The sequence below is a fragment of the Gilliamella apis genome, assembly GCF_030758615.1.
GTDB lineage: Bacteria > Pseudomonadota > Gammaproteobacteria > Enterobacterales > Orbaceae > Gilliamella > Gilliamella apis_A.
This window is the reverse complement of sequence record NZ_CP132381.1, coordinates 2,468,436-2,492,568: the sequence shown is the minus strand read 5'-3', so window position 1 is coordinate 2,492,568 and position 24,133 is coordinate 2,468,436. Positions and strand designations below refer to the sequence as shown.

Annotated in this window: 22 protein-coding genes and 1 pseudogene; 20 read left to right on the top strand and 3 right to left on the bottom strand. The window is 33.7% G+C overall.

Going from position 1 to position 24,133, the window contains the following annotated elements:
- The first annotated feature begins 68 nt into the window (after positions 1–68).
- From pitA to RAM17_RS11440, 10 genes are all read left to right on the top strand, one after another.
- Entirely contained in the window at positions 69–1,583 is a 1,515-nt protein-coding gene (gene pitA / locus RAM17_RS11485) for an inorganic phosphate transporter PitA (protein ID WP_110447169.1), read from the top strand.
- 64 nt (positions 1,584–1,647) lie between these two features.
- Positions 1,648–2,100, top strand: a complete 453-nt coding sequence (uspA, locus tag RAM17_RS11480; RefSeq protein ID WP_034901127.1) for a universal stress protein UspA — start codon at positions 1,648–1,650, stop codon at positions 2,098–2,100.
- A gap of 122 nt (positions 2,101–2,222) precedes the next feature.
- Positions 2,223–2,975, top strand: a complete 753-nt coding sequence (locus RAM17_RS11475) for an SDR family oxidoreductase (RefSeq protein ID WP_110447170.1) — start codon at positions 2,223–2,225, stop codon at positions 2,973–2,975.
- Between the two features lie 143 nt (positions 2,976–3,118).
- Positions 3,119–3,448 (top strand): hypothetical protein, encoded by a 330-nt coding sequence (locus tag RAM17_RS11470; RefSeq protein ID WP_034901131.1) that lies wholly within the window; start codon positions 3,119–3,121, stop codon positions 3,446–3,448.
- Between the two features lie 323 nt (positions 3,449–3,771).
- Positions 3,772–6,228 carry a bifunctional aspartate kinase/homoserine dehydrogenase I gene (gene thrA, locus RAM17_RS11465; RefSeq protein WP_110447171.1) on the top strand — a complete coding sequence of 819 codons (2,457 nt, stop codon included), beginning with the start codon at positions 3,772–3,774 and terminating at the stop codon, positions 6,226–6,228.
- On the top strand, positions 6,229–7,167 hold the full coding sequence (gene thrB / locus RAM17_RS11460; protein ID WP_110447172.1) for a homoserine kinase: 939 nt from the start codon (positions 6,229–6,231) through the stop codon (positions 7,165–7,167). It begins immediately after the preceding gene.
- 77 nt (positions 7,168–7,244) lie between these two features.
- Positions 7,245–8,534: a threonine synthase gene (gene thrC / locus RAM17_RS11455; protein ID WP_110447173.1), complete on the top strand. Its 1,290-nt coding sequence runs from the start codon at positions 7,245–7,247 to the stop codon at positions 8,532–8,534.
- A gap of 161 nt (positions 8,535–8,695) precedes the next feature.
- Positions 8,696–9,148 (top strand): transcriptional regulator NrdR, encoded by a 453-nt coding sequence (gene nrdR, locus RAM17_RS11450; RefSeq protein WP_086363835.1) that lies wholly within the window; start codon positions 8,696–8,698, stop codon positions 9,146–9,148.
- A 20-nt stretch (positions 9,149–9,168) separates the two neighbouring features.
- Positions 9,169–10,272: a bifunctional diaminohydroxyphosphoribosylaminopyrimidine deaminase/5-amino-6-(5-phosphoribosylamino)uracil reductase RibD gene (ribD, locus tag RAM17_RS11445; protein ID WP_110447174.1), complete on the top strand. Its 1,104-nt coding sequence runs from the start codon at positions 9,169–9,171 to the stop codon at positions 10,270–10,272.
- A gap of 33 nt (positions 10,273–10,305) precedes the next feature.
- The gene (locus tag RAM17_RS11440; RefSeq protein WP_110447175.1) at positions 10,306–10,779 is read left to right on the top strand and encodes a hypothetical protein; all 474 of its coding nucleotides are present in this window, start codon (positions 10,306–10,308) and stop codon (positions 10,777–10,779) included.
- Between the two features lie 244 nt (positions 10,780–11,023).
- On the opposite strand, the pseudogene RAM17_RS12645 reads toward RAM17_RS11440, so the two are convergent.
- Both RAM17_RS12645 and RAM17_RS11430 read right to left on the bottom strand, forming a co-directional pair.
- A pseudogene (locus RAM17_RS12645) lies at positions 11,024–11,944 on the bottom strand (1-phosphofructokinase family hexose kinase).
- An 8-nt stretch (positions 11,945–11,952) separates the two neighbouring features.
- Positions 11,953–12,807, bottom strand: coding sequence for a tagatose bisphosphate family class II aldolase (locus RAM17_RS11430; protein ID WP_110447176.1), 855 nt, complete (start codon positions 12,805–12,807; stop codon positions 11,953–11,955).
- 335 nt (positions 12,808–13,142) lie between these two features.
- On the opposite strand from RAM17_RS11430, the gene RAM17_RS11425 reads away from it, so the two are divergent.
- Positions 13,143–13,961, top strand: coding sequence for a DeoR/GlpR family DNA-binding transcription regulator (locus tag RAM17_RS11425; protein ID WP_110447177.1), 819 nt, complete (start codon positions 13,143–13,145; stop codon positions 13,959–13,961).
- Positions 13,962–13,966: 5 nt separating this feature from the next.
- Positions 13,967–14,932: a sugar kinase gene (locus RAM17_RS11420; RefSeq protein ID WP_110447178.1), complete on the top strand. Its 966-nt coding sequence runs from the start codon at positions 13,967–13,969 to the stop codon at positions 14,930–14,932.
- 229 nt (positions 14,933–15,161) lie between these two features.
- Here the strand turns inward: RAM17_RS11420 and hemW are convergent, their stop codons facing one another.
- Complete coding sequence (gene hemW, locus RAM17_RS11415; RefSeq protein ID WP_110447179.1) at positions 15,162–16,295, bottom strand: radical SAM family heme chaperone HemW; 1,134 nt, start codon at positions 16,293–16,295, stop codon at positions 15,162–15,164.
- Between the two features lie 187 nt (positions 16,296–16,482).
- Here hemW and RAM17_RS11410 point away from each other — a divergent pair, with 187 nt between their 5' ends.
- The 8 genes from RAM17_RS11410 (at position 16,483) to ftsI (ending at position 24,121) form a co-directional block, all read left to right on the top strand.
- Positions 16,483–17,355: a D-hexose-6-phosphate mutarotase gene (locus RAM17_RS11410; RefSeq protein WP_110447180.1), complete on the top strand. Its 873-nt coding sequence runs from the start codon at positions 16,483–16,485 to the stop codon at positions 17,353–17,355.
- A gap of 186 nt (positions 17,356–17,541) precedes the next feature.
- Complete coding sequence (gene rplY, locus RAM17_RS11405) at positions 17,542–17,826, top strand: 50S ribosomal protein L25 (protein ID WP_034901157.1); 285 nt, start codon at positions 17,542–17,544, stop codon at positions 17,824–17,826.
- A gap of 192 nt (positions 17,827–18,018) precedes the next feature.
- On the top strand, positions 18,019–19,479 hold the full coding sequence (gene zwf, locus RAM17_RS11400; RefSeq protein ID WP_110447181.1) for a glucose-6-phosphate dehydrogenase: 1,461 nt from the start codon (positions 18,019–18,021) through the stop codon (positions 19,477–19,479).
- 13 nt (positions 19,480–19,492) lie between these two features.
- Positions 19,493–20,191: a 6-phosphogluconolactonase gene (gene pgl / locus RAM17_RS11395; RefSeq protein ID WP_110447182.1), complete on the top strand. Its 699-nt coding sequence runs from the start codon at positions 19,493–19,495 to the stop codon at positions 20,189–20,191.
- 381 nt (positions 20,192–20,572) lie between these two features.
- Entirely contained in the window at positions 20,573–21,019 is a 447-nt protein-coding gene (gene mraZ / locus RAM17_RS11390; protein ID WP_110447183.1) for a division/cell wall cluster transcriptional repressor MraZ, read from the top strand.
- A gap of 15 nt (positions 21,020–21,034) precedes the next feature.
- Entirely contained in the window at positions 21,035–21,970 is a 936-nt protein-coding gene (rsmH, locus tag RAM17_RS11385; protein WP_110447184.1) for a 16S rRNA (cytosine(1402)-N(4))-methyltransferase RsmH, read from the top strand.
- Positions 21,963–22,343 (top strand): cell division protein FtsL, encoded by a 381-nt coding sequence (gene ftsL, locus RAM17_RS11380; protein ID WP_110447185.1) that lies wholly within the window; start codon positions 21,963–21,965, stop codon positions 22,341–22,343. The genes rsmH and ftsL overlap by 8 nt, the downstream gene beginning before the upstream one ends.
- On the top strand, positions 22,343–24,121 hold the full coding sequence (gene ftsI, locus RAM17_RS11375) for a peptidoglycan glycosyltransferase FtsI (RefSeq protein ID WP_110447186.1): 1,779 nt from the start codon (positions 22,343–22,345) through the stop codon (positions 24,119–24,121). Before ftsL ends, ftsI begins: the two co-directional genes overlap by 1 nt.
- Positions 24,122–24,133 lie beyond the last annotated feature (12 nt).

The window sequence follows — 24,133 nt, the reverse complement described above, 5'->3', positions numbered from 1 at the left end:
AAATTGTTTTGCTCATTATGGTATTCTCAAGGATAATAGAGCCGCTATTAACAACAGAAAGATATATTATGTTTCATCTATTTGCTGATTTAGACTTTTCAACCATTATATTACTAGTTTTAGCACTATTTTTTGTTCTTTTTTACGAGGCAATTAATGGCTTTCATGATACCGCAAATGCAGTTGCGACAGTAATATATACTAGAGCATTAAAAGAACAGCTTGCTGTTTTTATGGCTGGCATGTTTAACTTTTTTGGGGTATTGCTTGGTGGACTTAGTGTTGCTTATGCAATTGTGCATCTTTTACCAACTGATTTATTATTGAATGTAAGTTCTGCACATGGTCTGGCAATGGTATTTTCGATTTTATTTGCCGCTATTATATGGAACTTAGGTACATGGTATGTAGGTATACCTGCATCAAGCTCACATACTTTAATTGGTGCAATTATTGGTGTAGCATTGGCTAATGCATTTATTATGGATACTTCTATTATTGATGCACTTAATATTCCTAAAATGATCCAAATCTTTTTATCATTAATCATTTCGCCTGTTGTTGGTCTTGTGATAGCTGGATTAATGATTTTTTTACTGCGAAAATATTGGACTCGTAAAGGTCAAAGTAAAAAACGTAGTAAAAAAAGAGAGCGTATTTTTATGACGCCAGAACAACGCGAAAAACTCTATGGTAAGAAAAAACCACCATTTTGGATTCGTATAATGTTGATCATTTCTGCTGCTGGGGTAAGTTTTTCTCATGGCGCTAATGATGGACAAAAAGGTATTGGTTTATTAATGCTAGTATTGATGGGAATTGCGCCTGCTGGCTTTATTGTAAATATGGGAGCATCAACCTATGAAATTACTAATACTAGAAATGCCATTCATAATATTGAAGAATATTTTATTACTCATAATGATGAACTTAATACTGTAATAGGAAAACAGTCTGTTGCAGATACTTCTATTCCTGTAAATGATTTGAATCAATATCATTGTGATTACTCTCGTTCGTTTACTACATTAGGGATTGCTAATAATTTGTTTAATAAAATGAATGATTATGGTTCTCTTAATGTAGATCAACGCTCTCAGGCTAGACGTATTTTATTATGTTTATCCGATACGGTATCTCATGTTGCTAAACAACCAAATGTCCCTGCAGAAGATAAGCAATACTTAAAATCGCTAAATAATGATTTATTAAAAACTGTAGAGTACGCGCCAGTTTGGATTATTATCGGCGTAGCTTCAGCGCTTGCTGTAGGTACTATGATAGGTTGGCGACGGGTTGCAGTAACCATTGGTGAAAAAATCGGTAAAAAGGGGATGACTTATGCTCAAGGTGTCTCTGCACAAATTACGACTGCGTTATCAATCGGTATAGCCAGTTATACTGGTATGCCTGTATCAACAACCCAAGTCCTTTCCTCATCTGTCGCTGGTACGATGATTGTTGATGGTGGTGGGGTACAAAGTAAAACAATTAAAAATATTGCATTAACTTGGATTCTTACTTTGCCAATTTCAATTTTGTTATCTGGGTCACTATTTTGGCTTGCTCAAAAATTAATTTAGTAGTAAAAAGGAAGTATAAATTCTAATTTAATTAGAGCGTCAAAAATAGGAAGGAGTGAATATTATGGCTTATAAACATATTTTAGTCGCAGTGGATTTATCACCAGAAAGTGAAGTTCTTGTTGAAAAAGCAGTCTCTATGGCTAGACCATATAATGCTCAAATATCACTAATTCATGTTGGTATCAACTATTCAGACCTTTATACTGGTTTAGTTGATATTAATATGAATGATATGAAAGATCGTATCACTGAAGATGCCCATATTGCATTGAATAAACTTGCTGATGATGCCGGTTATCCAATTGCACATACTCTTTCTGGCAATGGTGAATTCGGCCAAGTATTAATTGAAGCTATCCATGAATATGGCGCAGATCTGGTTGTTTGTGGTCATCATCAAGATTTCTGGAGTAAATTAATGTCTTCTGCTCGACAATTGATTAATAATACCCATATTGATACGTTGATTGTTCCTTTGAAAGATGAAGAGCCTTCCGAAGAACCGGCTAAATGAAATATTGGATGTCAACCCGCTACGTAGCGGGTTTTTTTATATTTAATGCAGAATAATTTATCATTTATTTCAATATTATAAAGGTAAATTCAGACAATTATCATGAGTAAAGGGGATTGAATATGAATATCGCTTTAGTTACTGGGGCTTCTTCTGGTTTTGGTCAAGCTATTTGTCGAAAGCTTATTGCTGACGGTTATAAAGTAATAGGTGCAGCTAGACGGAGTGATAAATTACAGAAACTTGCTGATCAGTTGGGGGATAATTTTTTACCTTTAACGTTTGATGTCACCAAAAAAGATGCAGTCGAAACTATTTTGTTGCAACTACCAAAAGAATTTCAACCAATTGATATATTAATCAATAATGCTGGATTGGCATTGGGATTAGAACCTGCTTATGAGGCGAACTATAATGATTGGGAAACCATGATTCAAACAAATATTATTGGCTTAATTCACCTAACACATCAAATTTTACCGAGTATGGTTGAACGTAATTATGGTTACATAATAAATCTTGGATCGGTGGCGGGTACTTATGCTTATAAAGGTGGTAATGTTTATGGTGCCTCTAAGGCATTTGTTAAGCAATTTAGTGCTAATTTACGGACAGATTTACTGGGTAAAAGAATCAGAGTAACAAATATTGAACCAGGATTATGTGGTGGAACAGAATTTTCAAATATACGATTCCATGGTAATGATGAACAAGCTGCGACAGTTTATAAAGATGTTGATTATGTTACTCCTGAGGATATTGCTAATACGGTGTCATGGTTAGTAAATACACCTAATCATTTTAATGTGAATTCAATTGAAATTATGCCAGTTGCCCAAGCTTCGGCAGGATTATCTGTTTGTAAGCAAGTTTAACATTTAACAAAACTTACATTGATATATATCAATGCGTTAAACAAAAAATAATAAAAAAATAGAATTGAAAATCAAAATAGACTTGCACTTATGTTAATGGATTGCTATTCTTTTCGCTTGTGATTTTGATTGAGGTTTTAGCAATGACATTTTCAGACGTAACAAAAACATTTGCGACAAGCTTACCTGGTACCGATTCGTATGTAAAATTACGTAAGGCTATGAGGACTTTAATCCAAGATGATCCAAAAAATGCATCAGTTTATTTTTTAATCTTTGGATTTGCGCGTACTTATGTCATGTTATATGAAGATCAGGAAGTTTCACCACAATTTGCTGAAGACAATCAAAAACTGATGTTATCGTATCTCAATATACTTGATGAAGCATTAAAAAAACAGGATGCAGAAAGTATCTACCAAGCTTTAAATAAGGTAGTGAATGAATACGAAAACAGCAAAAAAGTTTTTTAATTTTTACAGCCTGACATGAAAATGTCGGGCTGTTTTGTTTAGGGATTTTTTAGGAAAAATAATGAAAACTGTGATGATGATGATTTCAGGTATTATTGGCACCACCGGCACTATTATTAATTATAGGGCGGGTTGATTTTTCCTTAAAAAATATCGAAAAACCCGCCAAAAAAGGCGGGTTTTTTTGTTTTATAAAATAAAAAATGTTCAAAAACATTAATAACAGAAAAAAAGAATTCAAAATATTGATTTTATAGGTAATTTAAAAAAATTGCATTTTGAATTGTCATTGGCATAAATTAGAAAAATAAGTAAGGTGTGATATGAAAGTTTTAAAATTTGGAGGAACATCTGTTGCCAACGCAGAACGCTTTTTGCGTGTAGCAGAGATTATTGAGAATAATGCTAAACAAGAACAAACAGCAACAGTTTTATCTGCACCAGCTAAAATTACCAATCATTTAGTCGCAATGGTTGAAAAAACTGTAGCACGGCAAGATATACAAACAAATATTTATGATGCAGAAAAAATCTTTGCGGATCTCTTAGCAGGAATATCACAAGTACTGCCTAATTTTGCCTATGAAGAGATGAAAAAATTTGCACTCAATGAGTTAAATAATGTCAAACAATTGTTAGAAGGTATTCGATTATTAGGTCAATGTCCTGATAGTATTAATGCTACTATCATTTGCCGAGGTGAAAAACTTTCAATTGCAATCATGCAAGAGGTGCTAAAAGCAAAAGGTCATGCAGTGACCGTAATTAATCCGGTAGCAATGTTAATTGCCGAAGGTGATTATTTAGAATCAACGGTTGATATTGTTGAATCATCTCATCGCATCAGCGAGATGCGTATTCCACCAGAAAATATTATTTTGATGCCAGGTTTTACTGCTGGAAATGAAAAAGGTGAATTAGTTGTTCTTGGTCGTAATGGTTCTGATTATTCGGCATCAGTTTTAGCAGCATGTTTACGTGCAAATAGCTGTGAAATTTGGACCGATGTTGATGGAGTTTATACTTGTGATCCTAGAATTGTACCTGATGCCAAATTACTAAAAACCATGTCTTATCAAGAAGCAATGGAGTTATCTTACTTTGGTGCTAAAGTACTTCATCCAAGAACAATTTTGCCAATTGCCCAATTTCAAATTCCATGCTTAATTAAAAATACCAATAATCCAGATGCTCCAGGGACTTTAATTGGTGCAAATGTTGTGGATAGTTCAACTCCAGTAAAAGGTATAACCAATTTAAATAATATGGCGATGATTAATGTATCAGGACCAGGATTAAAAGGTATGGTTGGTATGTCTGCTCGAGTATTTTCTGCTATGACTTATGCTGGGATTTCGGTGGTACTAATTACCCAATCATCATCTGAATATAGTATTAGTTTTTGTGTTCCTCAAACTGAACTATATCGTGCTGAAGAGGCATTAAGTGATGAATTTTATTTAGAATTAAAAGATGGCTTACTAGAACCTATCGAAGTGATTGACAAATTGGCAATTATTTCTGTTGTTGGTGATGGTATGCGTACGTTACGTGGTTTATCTGCTAACTTCTTTACTGCATTAGCTCGAGCCAATATTAACATTGTGGCAATTGCACAAGGTTCATCTGAGCGTTCAATTTCGGTTGTGGTTGATAATGATGTTGCTGTAATGGGGGTACGTGTAACGCACCAAATGCTTTTTGGTACAGATAAAATGCTAGATGTGTTTGTTATTGGTGTTGGTGGTGTTGGTGGTGCATTGGTTGATCAAATTGGTCGCCAACAAAAATGGCTCAAAAATAAACAGATAGATTTACGGGTTTGTGGTTTATTCAATTCCAAACATTCTGTACTGAATCGTGATGGTATTGATTTAGCTAATTGGCGTGATCAAATAAAACAAAGTGATACAGATTATACTTTAAATAGTATTATTGAATTTGCTAAAAACAATCGATTACTTAATCCAATCTTAGTTGACTGCACTTCAAGTAGTGACGTATCAGATAAATATGTTGATTTCCTTGCTAATGGCTTCCATGTGGTTACACCAAATAAGAAAGCTAATACAAGTTCAATGGCTTATTACCTTCGCTTACGGCAAGAAGCGGCCAATAGTAAGCGTAAGTTTCAATATGATACCAATGTTGGTGCTGGTTTACCTGTAATAGAAAATTTACAAAATCTGCTTAATGCAGGTGATGAACTGATCAAGTTTTCCGGCATATTATCTGGATCGTTATCTTTTATTTTTGGTAAATTAGATGAAGGTATGTCATTATCAGAAGCGACTAAATTGGCGAAAGAAAAAGGCTTTACCGAACCAGATCCTCGTGATGACTTATCTGGGACCGATGTAGCTAGAAAATTATTGATTTTAGCTAGAGAAGCAGGATTACAACTGGAATTAGATCAAATTAAAGTTGAATCTGTTCTTCCTGCGGAATATTCTCAAGGTAATATTGATGAGTTTATGTCAAAACTGCCACAACTAGATGCTGAATTTAAAGAAAAATCAGAAAAAGCATCCAAAGATGGGAAAGTATTACGGTATGTAGGTAGTATTGATGATGGTCAATGTAGCGTCAAAATAGAAGCTGTTGATGCAGATGATCCACTTTATAAAGTTAAAAATGGTGAAAATGCGTTAGCATTTTATACTAGGTATTATCAACCAATTCCATTAGTATTACGTGGTTATGGCGCTGGTAATGATGTAACTGCAGCAGGTGTTTTTGCTGATATTTTACGAACCACATCGGGAAAAATTGGAGGCTAAATGAGTCATAAATCATTAACTGTTTATGCTCCTGCATCAATGGCAAACATTAGTGTTGGTTTTGATATTTTGGGGGCGGCAATCAATCCAATTAGTGGTGCAATGTTAGGTGACTGTATTACTATTGAGTCTGCAACTGAGTTTAACCTTACTTGCAAAGGGCAGTTTGTCAAAAAACTGCCAAAAGATCCCAAGTTCAATATTGTTTATCAATGTTGGCAGCGTTTCTGTAAGGCTATGAATAAAACATTACCTGTGAGTATAACTCTTGAAAAAAATATGCCAATTGGTTCTGGTTTAGGCTCAAGCGCTTGCTCAGTAGTTGGTGCTTTTGTTGCATTAAATAAGTTTTTCAATGAACCATTTAATGAGTTTGAGATGCTTTCGATGATGGGAGAGCTAGAAGGGCGTATATCTGGTAGTGTCCATTATGATAATGTGGCACCTTGTTATTTAGGTGGTATGCAACTTATTTTAGATGAAATGGGTGTTATCAGTGAGTCGATTCCTCACTTTGAAAATTGGTATTGGGTAATGGCCTATCCTGGTATTAAAGTTTCTACAGCAGAAGCCAGAGCTATTTTGCCTGCTCAATACCAAAAAGCTGATTGTGTTACTCATGGTCGCTATGTCGGTGGTTTTTTACATGCTTGCTATACTAAACAACCTAAACTTGCTGCGGCAATGTTAATTGATAATATTGCAGAACCTTATCGTAAACAATTGCTACCTAATTTTGACGAAACACAAAAGAAAGTAAAACAACTTGGCGCATTAGCTTCAGGGATATCAGGATCTGGACCGACGATGTTTGTTGTGGCGGATAATCTTGAAACGGCACAGCAGATAGAGTCATTATTAAAAAGCTCTTATCTACAAAATGAAGATGGTTTTACCCATATTTGTAAAATAGATCCACAAGGTGCAAGAGTGATTTAAGTTAATTGTTATTAAATTGGACAATAAGATTAAATCAAAAAGAAAACAATTAAAGTATAAAATAGTTGGAACAAATTATGAAACTGTATAACTTAAAAGATCATTCTGAACAAGTTAGTTTTGCTCAGGCCGTACAACAAGGATTAGGTAAAGGGCAAGGATTATTTTTCCCAGAGCAATTACCAAAATTTTCAGATGCAGAAATAGAGTCATTGCTAAACATGGATTTTGTTACTAGAAGTGCCAAAATATTATCGGCATTTATTGGTAATGAAATTAATGATAACGATATGCATCGATTAGTACAAAATGCCTTCCAATTTCCAGCTCCAGTTAAATCAGTAGAGGATGATATTGGTTCACTTGAACTGTATCATGGCCCAACATTAGCATTTAAAGATTTTGGTGGCCGCTTTATGGCACAAGCATTAGTTCAAGTCGCTGCGGATAAAAAAATCACAATCTTAACGGCAACCTCTGGAGACACAGGTGCAGCTGTTGCGCATGCTTTTTTTCACTTACCTAATATTCGCGTAGTGATTCTATATCCAGAAGGTAAAATTAGCCCTTTACAAGAAAAACTATTTTGTACTTTAGGTGATAATATCCACACCATTGCTATTCAAAGTGATTTTGATGCTTGCCAAGCATTAGTTAAAAAGGCGTTTGATGATGAAGAGTTAAAAAATATTATTGGTTTAAACTCAGCAAACTCCATTAATATAAGTCGGCTTTTAGCTCAAATTTGCTATTATTTTGAAGCTTATGCTCAATTGACAGCAAAACAACGAAAACAATTAGTTATTTCTGTGCCAAGTGGTAACTTTGGTGATTTAACTGCCGGATTGCTGGCTAAAACTATGGGGTTGCCAATTAAACGTTTTATTGCAGCAACTAATGCCAACGATACTGTTCCTCGTTATTTAGAAACCGGTAAATGGGAGCCACATAAAACTGTAGCTACACTATCTAACGCTATGGATGTAAGTCAACCTAATAACTGGCCAAGAATTGAGGAAATTTATCAACGAGAAGGTTGGGTATTAAAATCATTAGGTCATGCAGCTGTTTCTGATGAGGTTTCTGTACAAACTGTTCAAGAATTGGATAAAAAAGGTTATTTATCTGAGCCTCATGGTGCTATTGCTTATCGAGCTTTACGCGATCAATTGCAAGAAGGGGAGTATGGTTTATTTTTAGGAACTGCACATCCAGCCAAGTTTAAAGAAGTGGTAGAAGATATTCTTGGTAGGTCTATTCCATTACCACCAGCATTAGCTGAAAGGGCTGAGATGCCATTGCTTTCTCATTATATGCCTGATGATTTTGCAAAATTACGCGATTTTTTAATCTCATTAACATGGTAAATCAATTTTCCGTCACCGAATAGGTGGCGGAAATTTAACATTCATTTGAGTTTACTGCCATTAGAAATAGTATGCAGAATTTATATTACTTAGCTTAAATCTTGTTTAAAATAATAATTTCGGCTATTGTAATGTAAGTTAAACGTTTTCAGGATATATTTATGCACTGTCCGTTTTGTAATGCTGATGATACAAAGGTTATTGATTCTCGATTAGTTGGTGAAGGTTTTCAAGTTCGTCGTCGTCGACAATGTGTGGAATGCAATGAGCGTTTCACAACCTTTGAAGTGGCTGAATTAATTATGCCTAATGTTATTAAAAGTAATAAGGTTCGAGAACCTTTTAATGAAGAAAAACTTCGTAATGGTATAAAACGAGCTCTTGAAAAACGTCCGGTTAGTTTTGATGCAATTGAAGATGCTATTACACGTATTAAATCAAAACTTAGAGCTACAGGCGAACGTGAAGTGCAAGCAAAATTAATTGGTGATTTTGTAATTGAAGAGCTCAAAAATCTTGATAAAGTTGCTTATATTCGCTTCGCTTCTGTTTATTTCAGTTTTGATGATATTGAACAATTCAGTAATGAAATAGCGAAGTTGCAACAAAAATAATCTTAATTTAAAAGATAGCTATGGATAAAGATCTATATTATATGCAGCAAGCTATTGAGCTTGCTGAACTCGGTCGCTTTACCACTACCCCTAATCCTAATGTTGGTTGTGTTATTGTTAAAAATGATCAGATCATTGGCAAAGGTTATCATCAAAAAGCTGGCCAACCCCATGCCGAAGTTTATGCATTAAGAATGGCTGGTGACCAATCAAAAGGGGCAACGGCTTACGTAACATTAGAACCTTGCAGTCATTTTGGTCGAACTCCACCTTGTGCTGATGCTCTTATTCAAGCTGGCATAACGCGGGTAATTATTGCTATGCAAGATCCTAATCCTAACGTTGCTGGTAATGGCATTAAACGATTAAAAGATGCTGGAATTGAAGTTCAAGTTGGCATTTTAACTGAGCAAGCTGAGGCAATTAATAAAGGTTTTTTAAAACGCATGCGGACCGGCCTGCCATACGTCCAACTTAAAATGGCCGCTTCATTGGATGGTAAAATTGCTATGGCCTCCGGTGAAAGCAAATGGATCACATCAGCATTAGCAAGACAAGATGTACAACAATATAGAGCTCAAGCTAGTTGTATATTGAGCACCAGGAAAACAGTTCAAGCTGATAATGCCAGTTTAACTGTTAGATTTAATGAATTGCCTGATTCAATTAAAGAAATTTATCCTTTCGATGAAGTTCGTCAACCCGTACGAGTGATAATCGATAGTCAAAATCAAATGATTGGTAATGAAAATATTTTCAACAATTCTGGTGAAAATTGGATTGTTCGTAAGCAAAATCTGCCAATATTATCTTCAAATAGCAAACTTATCATTGAATCATCAACTAATCATCAAGTTGATTTATCAGAGTTGTTATCCATATTAGCTAAGCAACAAATGAATTCTGTATGGGTTGAAGCTGGATCACATTTAGCCGGTGCGCTAATTGAACAAGATCTGGTTGATGAATTAATCATATATTATGCTCCTAAATTGCTAGGTCATAATGCCCAAGATATGTGCGTATTGCCTAACCTACAAAAACTTTCATTCGCGCCTCAATTCCAATTTGAGTCTGTTGACGTTGTCGGTGATGATTTACGAGTGGTATTAAAAAGAAAATAATAACCTATTTTCGCTGAAAATAAGGATTAAAAAATGAATCGTGATATTGGCAATATGTATGAAAAGCAACGGTTTACAACTCTTGATATTGAGCAATTTCTTAACACAAATGAATACCAGGTAATTGATGATTTTTCTTATGCCGAAATAGAAGGTATTGCCAAGGTCTGTGGTTATCAAATTGTATTTTTTTATCTTTCAGACAATATCGCGGTATTATCGATTGATGATGTTGTAGGGAATCCTTTTTTAGTTGATAAAGCCAATCAAATTTTAAGTTACCTTGACTTTGAGTTTAAAATTGGTCACCCATTTGAATTAACAGAACAATTTAATCATAATTACATATTTAAATATTCTATTTATGAAGATGAAATGAATTATTACTATGACTTTCAAGGAATGTTGTTAGTTTTAGGCATCAATTGGCAAGGTGATTTAGTTTCATTTGAATTAGTTAAGGATGAAAGTATTATCAATAATCGTCTAGAGATTTTTGCTACTTAAAAGGATTTTAATTTCTTTAAATCTAAGCACCATTTTGTTAACAGGTATCATTGATATCGAGTTTAATAGTATGTGGCAAAAAGATTTGCATATTCTTTTTATTAATAATTAATTTTCTTCAAATATTATTTACCTTATTTTGTATATTGCTATATTGATTAAATTATCTAATAAAAACATGGAACTAATCACTGAACTATAAAAATGGATTAACTAATTACCATGGTTTTAATTTTGCAACCTATTATTTTATCTGCACTACTTCAAGTTGATTGATATAGAGACTAATTTTATCTAGTAGCCCTAAACCATCTGATTCGGCAACATTGGTACCAGTTGCTGATGCTTTTTTCATGGCTAGTTCATAGTTGCTTTGAGTAGGAAACCATTCGCTAAGAAATGCGGCCAGTGATGCATCTCCTGTACAAGCTGAACTTAATTGTTTTATGGATACTGAATTACAGAACCAAATATTCTTGCATTTGAAAAATAAAGTCCTTTTGAGCCCATCGTTAATAATATATTTTGTGCGCCTTTCGAATTTATATACTCTAAGGTTATAATAATTCGTTTAGTTATTTCAATGGTTAAACCAAAAATCTCTGTCAATTCATCATTATTAGGTTTGATAAGTAGAGGTTTATATGTTAATAAATCTTGTAATATAGGATGACTAATATCTAGAATTATTTCGATATTTTTACTTTGGCAAATTTTTAAAATGGATTGAAAATATTCTGGTTTGATATTTTGTGGTAAACTTTTACTAATAACTAACTAGCTATCATTATTGAGAGACTCAATAATAGTTAGCATTTCGGTTTTTTTGTGGTCGGGAACGAAAGGTCCTTTTCCTACCAATTTGTATTCATCTTTCCCATTGCTAATGAAAACATTAATTTGAGTAATATCATCAATTAAGCAAGGGATAGTTTGTATTTGCATCTTGGCTAATTCATCGAGAATATACTTTCCCGAAAATCCCCCAAAAAAACCTAATGCACAACTCGCTTTATTAAATTTATGCAATACAATTGAAACATTGATTGCTTTACCATTTAGGACTATATTCAGTATATGATGTTCGGTTTACTGAATTAGGTTTTAGGTCGTTGCAATAAATATTCATATCAATTGCAGTATTCAGCGTTAAAGCATATATCATTTAACGCTCTATAATTTACCTGCACATCCACAAGTTGTAATGATCTTTTTAACAATTTCTTTCATTGCCGCTTTAGCAGGTTTCATATAGTGCCGAGGATCATTAGCATCTGGATTTTCAATAAAGTATTGTTTTAGGGCATCAGAAAAAGCAATTTTTAATTCTGTTGCAACATTAACTTTACAAATACCACGTTTTATACATTCACGAACATCTTTATCAGGAACGCCTGAAGCGCCATGTAAAACTAATGGAATATCTACTACTGAACGAATTTCTGATAAACGTTCAAAATCAAGTTTTGGTTCTGATTTATACATTCCATGTGCTGTACCTATCGCAATAGCTAACGAGTCTATGTTTGTTTTCTTAACAAATTCTATAGCTTGTTGTGGATTTGTATATAATGCATCTTTAGCATCGACAACAAGATCATCTTCGACACCACCAAGGCGACCGAGTTCAGCTTCAACACTTACATCATATCGGTGAGCATAATCAACAACCCGTTTTACAAGGGCAATATTTTCATCGAAAGGAAAGTGTGAACCATCAATCATTACCGATCTAACACCGGCATTTATTTTGTTAGTTATATCATTGAATTCTTCATGGTGATCTAAGTGTACAGCTAATGGAACATTATGTTTTCTTGATAATTCATTAGCAATAGCAATGATATTTTCAGTTCCTGCATAACTATATGTTCCTGGCGTACCAGCTAAAATGACCGGAGATTGACATTCAGCCACTGTTTCAACAATTACTTGCATTGTTTCTAAATTATGGATATTGAAGGCGGGAATAGCATACTGCTCTTTTTGGGCTTTTTTTAACATATTATGACTTGAGATAATACTCATTTTACTGCTCCTTAACTATAGTGAACCTCATAATCTTTAGTTTCTTTCAAATTGGAATTATTTTTTGTTAATTATGATTGCAAAATGAAAGTTATACTAGTGTAAATATTGTGAGATGGATCACAAATACTGACTTTTATCTCTGAATAAGAAATGTAATTGAGTATTTTTTTTGTCAAATATTTTCGATTAACCTAGAATAGAGAATAACTCTTCATATATATGAAAATTATATAGTTACAGTTTTAAACGGTTATGGTTTGTTGTAGATCATTTATATGATGAGGTTTATGAGTCTTGTACGAAGTATTTACCATTAACATAGGAAGTGAAAATTGGCTAAAGCATCTTCAGCTCTATTGAAACGTCGATTGGATATCGCAAAAATTGTACGCCAAAATGGTGAAGTAAAAGTTGATGAGTTGTCTGATCAGTTAAAGGTTTCTCATGTTACTATCCGACAAGATTTAACTTACCTTGAACAACAAGGATATTTAAAACGTTCATTTGGTGGCGCTATTTATATTTCTCCTGAGGGGCAAGTTCACAATTCTGTTGCATTAAATTCAAGTCAAACTAAGGGCAATTCTGATATTGATTTAGCAAAAGCGTGTTTAAGTTATATTAATGATGGTGATACTATTTTTTTAGGACATGGTTTTTTAACTCGGAAACTAATTCCTTTTTTACATAAAAAAAAATCATTACGTATCATTATGAATGATATAAGAAATGCACAATTAGTACGTGAATTTTCCGATGCAGAAGTCATTTTAATTGGTGGCGTTTTATGTGAAGGAAATATTATAAAAAGCTGTAATGAATTGATTAGCATTGGCAATAAGTATGCCATTTCTCATTTCATTATCGAATTAGCAGCCATAGATGGAGATAATTCTCTGATTATTGAAAATTGTGAACAAAAAGAAATATATCAACAAATCTTAAAATATTCTAAACATACTATTGGCCTTTTATTAGAAAGATCTTTACTTGCTGATAATCATAGTATTGGTAAATTAAAACATATAGATGTCACAATATTATCTAAAGCAGCGGTGACTGAGTATCATCACCAATTGTTAAATTCTAATTTTAAACAAATTGCGATTAATAAATATTGTATGACTTATCATAATCTATTGGGGACATAACTAATATGGAATTTAAAATTTGTACTGTAGGTGAATTGCTGGTTGAATTTTTGGCAAAGGAAAATAATCAACGCTTTGATCAAACAGGTGAATTTATTGGTCCTTATCCAAGTGGTGCTCCAGCAATATTTGCTGATCAAGTCGCTAAATTAGGTTTTCCTGTCATTTTATTTAGCTGTGTGGGAAAAGATAGTTTTGGAAAAATGTGCATTAATCGGCTTAAAAAAGATGGGGTGATTATTGACGGTATTACTTCACATAGTATGGCTAATACTGGTAGTGCATTTGTTAGTTATCAAGACCATAGTGACAGAGATTTTATTTTTAATATTCCTAATAGTGCATGTGGTTTACTATCATTTAATCATATTGATGAAAAATTGTTAAAAGATTGTAATCATTTGCATGTTATGGGGTCTTCGTTGTACTCTTTTCGAGCTATTGATGCGATGAGAAAAGCCTTGGATCTCATTAAAAATAAAGGTGGAACAATTTCGTTTGATCCTAATTTACGCAAAGAGATGTTTAACATTCAAGAAATGGAACAATCTTTTGGTTATATTATGGAGTATACCGATATTTTCTTACCTAGCGAAAATGAGGTTTGTTATTTTGCTCAGAATGATGAAAGTGAACAACAAACTATGTCAAATTTGCTAAACAATGGTATTAAGCATATTGTTGTAAAAGGTGGTGCTAAAGGAGCCAATTATTATGGTTTAGATGAACAAAAATGCTTAAAAATGATTCATGTAGATGGTTTTAATGTCGATTCAGTCGATCCAACTGGCGCTGGAGATTGTTTTGGTGCGACATTTGTGAGTTTATTATTAGCAGGGTACACTGTTGAAACCGCACTACAATTTGCTAACGTGAGCGGTGCATTGGCTGTATCAAAACAAGGGCCGATGGAAGGAACGTCTTCACTTACCGAAATCCAACAGTTTTTATCACAACATACAACTATTTAATTTGGTAACGAAAACTTAATTTTCCTTATTACAAAAAAATCCCAATAACATTGTTATTGGGAAAACATAAGGAATAGGAAAAACAATGAAATAAATGCATTGTAGAAGTTAGTATGCTCTTTTTCTGAAAAAATGTAAGTAAAGAAATTTATATATTTGTTTAAATATTTAGTATCTTTTTTGTTAATATATAGTAAATAAAATTGTTGTCTTATTTTAATTAATTTTGTTATAAGAAAATTTCTAGCAATGAATTTAAGAATAACTTGCCGTGATCTGTTATTTGCCAAGTTTTGTCATCTTCAACTAAATAATTTTTTTCTATAGCAAGAGAAATCGGTTGATCAATAGATTGCATAGGTAAAAATGTTCTTTGCTCAAACTCGATTTTAGGTGTTGGTTCAAATAGTCTGAATCTATTCATAAAAAATTCAAAGGCTAATTCATCTTTAGCTACAGTATAAGAGCGCTCTAAATAACGTCCTTGCATATATCCTTGTGGATGTTTTGTTTTCACCGTACGAATAATGGTACCGTCATTTTGTGTTAGTTTGCCATGAGCACCACAACCAATACCGATATAATCGCCGAATCGCCAATAATTTAGATTATGTTGGCATTGATAATTTGGTTTTGCATAAGCCGATGTTTCATATTGCTGATATCCATGGTTAGTTAGCAATTGGTGTCCTTGTTGATAAATATCCCAGAGCATATCATCATCAGGTAAAACAGGAGGTTTAGAACCAAACAAGGTATTCGGTTCAATTGTTAGTTGATACCAAGATAGATGTGGTGGAGCGATTGCAATTGCCTGTTTAAGATCATGCAATGCATGCTGAATTGTTTGATTTGGCAAGCCATGCATTAAGTCTAAATTAAAGCTTTTTAAATTTAAATCATGGGCTAACTTTCCTGCATCTATCGCTTCTTGTGGATTATGAACTCGTCCTAATTTCTGAAGTTTATCTGATTGAAAGCTTTGTACTCCAATCGATATACGGTTGATACCTGCTTGCTGATATCCTTTGAATCTTTCAACATCAACGGAATTAGGATTTGCTTCAATAGTAATTTCTGCATCATGATTAATTGGTATTATTTTGTTTATATTTGCCAATAAGTTATTAATTAATTCTGCAGAAAACAGGCTTGGGGTTCCACCACCTATGAAAATTGAATGAATGGAACGATCATGAGAAAGCAATACATCTTGTTTTAAATCATTAATTAAATGATCAATATATGCAGAGTAATCCGGCACACTCTTCATTTTGTGTGAATTAAAATCGCAATATGGACATTTTTGCACACACCATGGCATATGTATATATAAACTCAGTGGAATTTTATACTGAAACATATGCCTTTCCTCAAATTTTTTACAAAGCGTGAGTAACTGATAAGAAATAGCTGGCTATATTACTCCAATTTAGTAAAAAAAGCTTTTATTGTCTGTATTCCGTTTTTATAATTCGAGTAATATGCATACAATTAGATATAGATTATAGGCAGTATTCGCCAAGCAAATTAAATAGTTAGGAGTAAATATGAGTATTATTAAGCAGATTTTAGATAGTTATGCTACCGGTTCGTCATTGAGTTTATCAGTCCATCAAAATATATTTGGTGAATTACCTGTCTTAGTGATTAAACATCCTACATGTTCAGCAGCAGTATCGTTACAAGGTGCTCATTTACTATTTTGGCAACCTTCAACAGAAACTACTCCTGTTATTTGGTTGAGTCAAAAAGCGAATTTTAAAAAAGAAATGGCAATTAGGGGTGGAGTGCCAATTTGTTGGCCATGGTTTGGTAAATTGGGTGATCCAATGCATGGTTTTGCTCGTTTAGTTCAATGGCAATTAGATTCTTGTAAAGAAGACAATAATGGTGTCGATTTAACTTTATCATTAACCAATAACCAACAGACAGAACGTTTTTTCACAAAACCTTTTCAGGCATGGTTAACCATCCATGTGGGACAAACTTGTGAAGTGACATTATCTTGCCAAGGCGATTTTGAAGCAACAAGTGCATTACATACTTATTTTGGTATTAATAATATTGATAATGTTACAGTTAAAGGTTTAGGGGATTCTTATCAAGATCGCTTACCAGTTGAAAATAAACCGACTATTCTAGGACAACTAACCTTTAATCAAGAAGTCGATCGTGTTTATACTGATGCTGATGAAGCAATAACCGTCTTTGATGGTAAGCGAACCATTAAATTAACTAATGTTAATGCAAGTGATGTCGTTACTTGGAATCCATGGATAGATAAAGCTAAAGCAATGGCTGATTTTGCTGATCAAGAATACCAATCTATGGTATGTGTTGAGACTTGTCGTATTAATAAACCATTAAAATTAGCGGCAACACAAAACTCAGTATATGGGTTTAAGATTGAAGTGATTTAACCATTATCTTTTGATTATTATAAATGCAATCAATATGTGATTTTATCTTTATAGGATTGATTATTTGATTGCGTTTACTAGCATAACACTTTATAATCCCTAGCGCTTTTTAAAGCACTAATTTTATAACCAACTACTGGGTCGCCTGTAATTGGTTTTTATTTTGAATAAATAAGAGAAATCAATATGTTTACATTTAAAGCTGAAGTAAGAAAAGAGCATGGTAAGGGTGCGAGCCGCCGCCTGCGTCACGCTGGTCAGTTCCCAGCTATTGTTTATGGTGGAACAGAACCTGCAGTTTCTATCGTGTTAGATCACAACCAAGTGTTCAATATGCAAGAAAAACCAGAATTTTATTCTGAAGTATTAACTATTGAAATTGATGGTAAAGCAGTTAAAGTTAAAGTACAAGCAGTACAACGTCATCCATTTAAGCCAAAATTAGTTCATATGGATTTTGTACGCGCATAATTACTTATTTGTTGAATTATTATTCAATACATCTTTAGATAAAAGGTCACCAATTTGGTGGCCTTTTATTTTTTTATTTGAGTCTAAAAAAGACAAGTATCTATTATTATGATTTATTCTATTAACTTGATGTATACTGGTAGTCAAACATAATAAAATAAATTGTAGATGACACCATTTTAGGAGAACTTCATGTCTGATATCCCAGCTTGCGATTTAGTTATTTTTGGCGCTAAAGGGGATTTAACGAGGCGTAAACTTTTACCGTCTCTATATCAATTAGAAAAATATGGAAAGTTACCAAAACAGACAAAAATTCTAGGTGTAGGCCGTGCTGATTGGGATCAAAAGGCTTATGCTGAAGTAGCTAAAGATGCGTTGACCTCATTTATGTCCGAGCCTTTAGATGAAAGTGTTTGGCAACGACTTTGTCAGCGTCTAAACTTTCATAAATTAGATGTTAATGATATATCAGGCTTTGATTCTTTGAAAAATAAACTTGAAAAATCGCATCCTGCTATTTTTTATTTTGCTATGCATCCGAATGCATTTGGGACTATCTGCCAAGGCTTAGCAGCTGCAGGTTTGAACCAATCTCAAAGTCGAATTGTCATGGAAAAGCCATTAGGTTTTGATTTACAATCATCGAGAGAGATTAATGATTCAGTTGCAAAATTTTTTAGTGAGTCACAAGTTTATCGTATTGACCACTATTTAGGTAAAGAGTCAGTTTTAAATTTACTTGCATTACGCTTTGCTAACCCTGTGTTTGCTGCATTTTGGGATAGAAATTCAATCGATCATGTTGAAATAACTGTTGCCGAACAAGTTGGAATTGAGGGCCGCTGGGGGTACTTTGATAAAGCTGGACAAATGCGCGATATGGTGCAGAATCATTTATTGCAAATTCTTACTATGATTGCCATGTCTCCTCCAGCAAATCTTGACGATAATAGTTTGCGTAGAGAAAAGATTGCTGTACTTAATGCATTACGTCCAATTAATAAAGCTAATATTCGTGAAAAAGTAGTTAGAGGACAATATACTGCCGGATTTGTTAACGGTATCAATGTCCCCGGTTATTTAGAAGAAGATGGCGCAAATAAGCAAAGTAATACCGAAACATTTGTTGCTATTCGTGTAGATATAGACAATTGGCGTTGGGCTGGGGTTCCTTTCTATTTAAGGACAGGTAAACGCTTACCGAGTAAATGTTCTGAAGTAGTCGTTTATTTTAAATCTTTGCCTCTTAATTTATTTAGCGAGTCTTATTCAGAATTACCACAAAATAAACTAACCATCCGTTTACAACCAGATGAAGGTATGGACATTGAAATTTTAAATAAAGTACCTGGATTAGATAGTACTCATAATTTACAAACCACTAAACTCGACTTAAGTTTTAGAGAAACATTTCATCAACATAGTGCTGATGCTTATGAGCGTTTACTATTAGAAGTGATGCGTGGCAGACAAGCTTTATTTGTTCACCGTGATGAGGTTGAAGCAGCATGGAAATGGGTTGATTCAATTATTAGTGCTTGGAATGTAGATAATGAATCACCAAAAACCTATCCTGCAGGTACTTGGGGGCCAGTCGCTTCAGTGGCTTTGATCACCAAAGATGGTCATTCATGGCATGAGTTTGAATAGAGGAATTGCGAAAATGTTTACATTAAATAAATACTCAAACAGTCAACTATTGATTGAAGATTTAGCCGCCCATATTGTCAAAGAACTAAAAAAGGCTATTGAGAAAAAAGGACATGCTTCTATTGCCGTGTCTGGTGGAAAAACACCTATACCACTATTTAAATTACTAAGCCAACAAGATTTAGATTGGCATAAGGTTTTTATTACATTAGTTGATGATCGATGGGTAGCTGATACTGATGATGCGAGTAATGAGAAGTTAGTATTAACTTATTTACTACAAAATAAGGCTAAATTAGCTAATTTTGTCGGCTTGAAAAATAGTTGTGATAATCCATTCGACGGCGCAGAAATTACCGATAAAATATTAAATAAAATTCCGATGCCATTTGATGTGTTAATTTTGGGAATGGGTGAAGATGGACATACTGCCTCGCTTTTCCCTGGTGCAGCTAATTTAATGGCGGGCTTAGATATGAAATCCGGTCGCAAAGTTATCGGTATGACACCATTAACCGCTCCACTTGATCGTATTACCTTAACATTACCTACTATTTTAGATAGTGAAAATATCTATTTACATTTAGTCGGTGAAAGTAAGATGCAAGTGCTTGAGCAAGCAGAACAAGGTGATGATATTAATCAAATGCCTATTCGTGCAGTCTTGCAGCAGAATAGAGTCAATGTTATTGGTTTTTGGACCGCTTCTTAACTAAATCAACCTTGCTAGTTTTGACTGGTAAGGTTCTAATTGACAGTCAGGTACTAAAACCTCTTGTTACCTAAATCATTGGCTCTTTATATCTATAATATATTGATAAATAGAATTTTTTATTAGAAAGCATCAATTTTGTATTAAAAACTATATCCATAATTCCTTTTAATATTCTTTACTACTTTATTTCAGTTGTTAGGATTTACTAACAGTTATATACATTTTTTACATTGGTAGAAATAAATTAATTAAACATCTATTATTTTATTAACTTTTGTGGTAAAAAGTGGGGTAAAGTGGTAAAAAATAGGATTGCAATTAACATATTGATTTTTTTATAATTTAAAAATAATAAAAATTGTTAATTATGGTGCTTTCATGTTTAGTGGTGCAATTTTAGTCAGTTTAGATAGTAAAGGGCGAATAGCAATTCCTACTCGCTATCGTGATTTTTTGTCTGACGGCTTAGTTTGTACCATTGGTTTATATCATCCTTGTTTAACACTTTATTCAATGTCTGAATGGCAAAAAATTGAATTACAACTATCAACATTGTCAACTATTGTTGAAGTAGAAAGAAGAATTAAAAGGCTACTATTAGGTTATGCAACGGAATGTAATTTAGATAATGCTGGACGTATTTTACTACCACCAACTTTACGTACTTATGCAAAACTAGAAAAACATACTATGTTTGTCGGCCAATCCAATAAATTTGAGATTTGGGATGAAGGAATATGGTATCAACAAATTAGTGATGATATTGCTGCGTTACCAACAGATATTGAAAACTTATCAGATAATTTAAAAAATCTAACAATTTAATAAGAGTAAATAACAATGGATTATCAACATAAAACAGTTTTGTTAAATGAAGCTGTAACGGCATTGAATTTAAAAAAAAACGGTATTTATGTTGATGGGACTTTTGGTCGTGGCGGTCATTCTCGTTTGATCCTCGAACAATTAGGGGATAAAGGGAAATTAATTGCAATTGACCGTGATGAGCGAGCTGAACAAGCAGCAGCTAAGATAAATGATCCTAGATTTACTTTTATTCGTGGTGAGTTTTCTAATGTTTATCAATATATTAATGAATTAGGGTTGTTAGGCAGCGTTGATGGTTTTTTGTTAGATTTAGGTGTGTCATCACCTCAATTAGATGATCCAGAAAGAGGATTTTCGTTTATGAGAGATGGACCACTTGATATGCGAATGAATAATCATAAAGGTGTAACTGCAAGTGAGTGGTTACTAAATAGTGATGAAAATGATATTGCATGGGTATTAAAAACTTTTGGTGAGGAAAAATTTGCTAAACGTATCGCACGTGCAATTGTTGAGCAAAATAAGGTGGCACCAATCACTCGAACTTTAGAGTTAGCGAGTTTAATTGAAAAAGCGACCCCGAAGAAAGATAAAAATAAACATCCTGCAACACGATCATTTCAAGCTATTAGGATTTACATAAATAGTGAACTAGAGGAAGTTGAACAAGCATTAAATAGCAGTTTATCGATATTGGCTAATCAAGGCAGACTGGCTGTGATTAGTTTTCATTCCTTAGAAGACAGAATTGTAAAACAATTTATTAATAAACAGAGTAAAGGCCCAGATTTACCTGCAGGGTTACCATTAACAGAACAACAAATTAAACAATATGGTAATGCTAAACTAAAATCACTTGGCAAAATTAAGCCGAGTAATGATGAAATATATGGTAACCCGCGTTCACGTAGCGCAATATTAAGGGTAGCAGAAAGGAAAAATGAATAGTAATCAAAACAATGAAATTTACAATAGAACTGATGTAGAAATACACAATCAAAAAAGACCAAGCAAAAGTTTATTTGGATTAATCCTTAATGATTTGCTTGGCCATCAAAAAATTTCATTATTGTTATTGTTACTTATTATTATTTCTGCTGGTGCTGTATTAATAACTACTCAGCAGGTACGTAAACAATTATTTGAACGTGAACAATTATTGCTTGAACAAGATGTATTAGAAAGTGAATGGCGTAATTTAGTTATTGAAGAAAATGTTCTTGCAGATCCCAAACGGGTTGAAGAAAAAGCTAAAAATCAATTAGGAATGTCTTATGTGACACCACAAAATGAAACCGTTATTGTGATAAAGAGTAAATAATGAAGTTTGCCAATAAAAATAAAAAAGATAACGTAAGACTTAATACGAAATCGAATAAAGGAAATAAATTAAACAGTAAAAAACAAGTTTTTACGCTTAATAGATTCTACCTTGTATATGGCTTTATTATTTTAGCAATTATTGGTTTGTTGGTGAGATTGGCTGTTTTACAAATAATAGAACCCGATAAACTTATTGCTGAAGCCAATAAACGTTCAATTCGTCATCAAGAAATGAGTGCGCCGAGAGCGATGATTACTGATCGTAATGGAAGAGCTTTGGCCGTTAGCGTTCCAATGTATGATGTTTGGGCTGATCCGAAAATAGTTGTGCAAAAAGGTGGTGTTGATGTCAATGATATTCGTTGGCAAGGATTAGCGAAAACGTTAAATATTCCAATATCGACATTAGAACAAAAATTGAGTAATCCATCGATGCGTTTTGTTTATTTATCTAAACAAATTACACCAACCATATCGGATTATTTAAAAAAATTAAAATTACCTGGAATATCGTTTGCTAAGACTTCAAAACGTTATTACCCTGCAGCAGAAAATATTGCCCAATTAATTGGCTTAACTGATATCGATGAGAACGGTACTGAAAAAGGTTCTGAAGGTATTGAAAAAAGTTTTAATAAATGGCTTATTGGAGAATCGGGACAACGTATAGTTAGACGAGATAGAGTTGGTCGTGTTATTGAGGAGCTCGAAAGAACAGAAAGTGAAATTGCCTCTGATTTAACGTTAAGCATTGATGAGCGTTTACAGTCGCTAGTTTATAGCGAGCTTAGCCAAGCAGTAGCATTTAATAAAGCTGATAGTGGTACAGCTGTTTTGATCGATGTTCATTCTGGTGAGATTTTAGCGATGGCAACCAGTCCATCCTATAATCCAAATAATCGAACTTCAATTGATTATAATTTGTTACGAAATCGGGCCATAACAGATGCATTCGAACCGGGTTCAACAGTTAAACCTTTAGTTGTTATGGCTGCATTAGAAAAGAAAATAGCCGACTTGAACACTATCATAGATACTAGACCTTTTTTAGTTAACCGCTATGAAATAAAAGATGTCTCTTATCAAAAAGCACTAAATTTGGCTGGTATTTTGGAAAAATCAAGTAACGTAGGGGTAAGTAAATTAGCACTACAAATGCAATCAGGTGATCTGGTTGAGTTTTATAGTCGTTTTGGCTTAGGTCAACCAACAGAACTTGGTTTAGGTGGTGAAGTTAGTGGTTCTATTGCTGCCGATAGGACGAGAAAATGGGCTGATATAGAGCGTGCAACATTTTCTTTTGGTTATGGTTTAAGCGTTACTCCATTACAATTGGCGAGAGCTTATGCAACTATTGGTAGCTATGGTGTTTATCGACCAGTTTCAATATTGAAAGTGAACGAACCAGTAGAAGGTAAACGGGTTGTAAGCGAAAAAATAGCTAAAACTGTAGTGCAATTGATGGAAGCTGTAGCCGTAACCGGTGGCGGTACTAAAGCTTCTGTTCCAGGGTATAGTGTCGGTGTTAAAACAGGGACAGCTAAAAAATTAGCTGGTGGTCGATATGTTAACCAGTATTTAGCTTATACCGCAGGTATTGCACCGGCAACAGGGCCAAAATATTCACTAGTTGTGGTAATTGATAATCCAAAAGCAGGGCAATATTATGGTGGCTCTGTTTCTGCACCTGTTTTTAGTCGAATTATGGGGGGCGTTCTTAGAACAATGAACGTTAAACCAGACCGCCAAGTAGATGGCCAAATGATCGTATATTAGTAGGTAACAAAT

Bases quoted from the DNA above. Each gene is read 5' to 3' on its own strand.
- pitA (WP_110447169.1), top strand. From the start codon at position 69: ATGTTTCATCTATTTGCTGATTTAGACTTTTCAACCATTATATTACTA.
- uspA (WP_034901127.1), top strand. From the start codon at position 1,648: ATGGCTTATAAACATATTTTAGTCGCAGTGGATTTATCACCAGAAAGT.
- RAM17_RS11475 (WP_110447170.1), top strand. From the start codon at position 2,223: ATGAATATCGCTTTAGTTACTGGGGCTTCTTCTGGTTTTGGTCAAGCT.
- RAM17_RS11470 (WP_034901131.1), top strand. From the start codon at position 3,119: ATGACATTTTCAGACGTAACAAAAACATTTGCGACAAGCTTACCTGGT.
- thrA (WP_110447171.1), top strand. From the start codon at position 3,772: ATGAAAGTTTTAAAATTTGGAGGAACATCTGTTGCCAACGCAGAACGC.
- thrB (WP_110447172.1), top strand. From the start codon at position 6,229: ATGAGTCATAAATCATTAACTGTTTATGCTCCTGCATCAATGGCAAAC.
- thrC (WP_110447173.1), top strand. From the start codon at position 7,245: ATGAAACTGTATAACTTAAAAGATCATTCTGAACAAGTTAGTTTTGCT.
- nrdR (WP_086363835.1), top strand. From the start codon at position 8,696: ATGCACTGTCCGTTTTGTAATGCTGATGATACAAAGGTTATTGATTCT.
- ribD (WP_110447174.1), top strand. From the start codon at position 9,169: ATGGATAAAGATCTATATTATATGCAGCAAGCTATTGAGCTTGCTGAA.
- RAM17_RS11440 (WP_110447175.1), top strand. From the start codon at position 10,306: ATGAATCGTGATATTGGCAATATGTATGAAAAGCAACGGTTTACAACT.
- RAM17_RS11430 (WP_110447176.1), bottom strand. From the start codon at position 12,807: ATGAGTATTATCTCAAGTCATAATATGTTAAAAAAAGCCCAAAAAGAG.
- RAM17_RS11420 (WP_110447178.1), top strand. From the start codon at position 13,967: ATGGAATTTAAAATTTGTACTGTAGGTGAATTGCTGGTTGAATTTTTG.
- hemW (WP_110447179.1), bottom strand. From the start codon at position 16,295: ATGTTTCAGTATAAAATTCCACTGAGTTTATATATACATATGCCATGG.
- RAM17_RS11410 (WP_110447180.1), top strand. From the start codon at position 16,483: ATGAGTATTATTAAGCAGATTTTAGATAGTTATGCTACCGGTTCGTCA.
- rplY (WP_034901157.1), top strand. From the start codon at position 17,542: ATGTTTACATTTAAAGCTGAAGTAAGAAAAGAGCATGGTAAGGGTGCG.
- zwf (WP_110447181.1), top strand. From the start codon at position 18,019: ATGTCTGATATCCCAGCTTGCGATTTAGTTATTTTTGGCGCTAAAGGG.
- pgl (WP_110447182.1), top strand. From the start codon at position 19,493: ATGTTTACATTAAATAAATACTCAAACAGTCAACTATTGATTGAAGAT.
- mraZ (WP_110447183.1), top strand. From the start codon at position 20,573: ATGTTTAGTGGTGCAATTTTAGTCAGTTTAGATAGTAAAGGGCGAATA.
- rsmH (WP_110447184.1), top strand. From the start codon at position 21,035: ATGGATTATCAACATAAAACAGTTTTGTTAAATGAAGCTGTAACGGCA.
- ftsL (WP_110447185.1), top strand. From the start codon at position 21,963: ATGAATAGTAATCAAAACAATGAAATTTACAATAGAACTGATGTAGAA.
- ftsI (WP_110447186.1), top strand. From the start codon at position 22,343: ATGAAGTTTGCCAATAAAAATAAAAAAGATAACGTAAGACTTAATACG.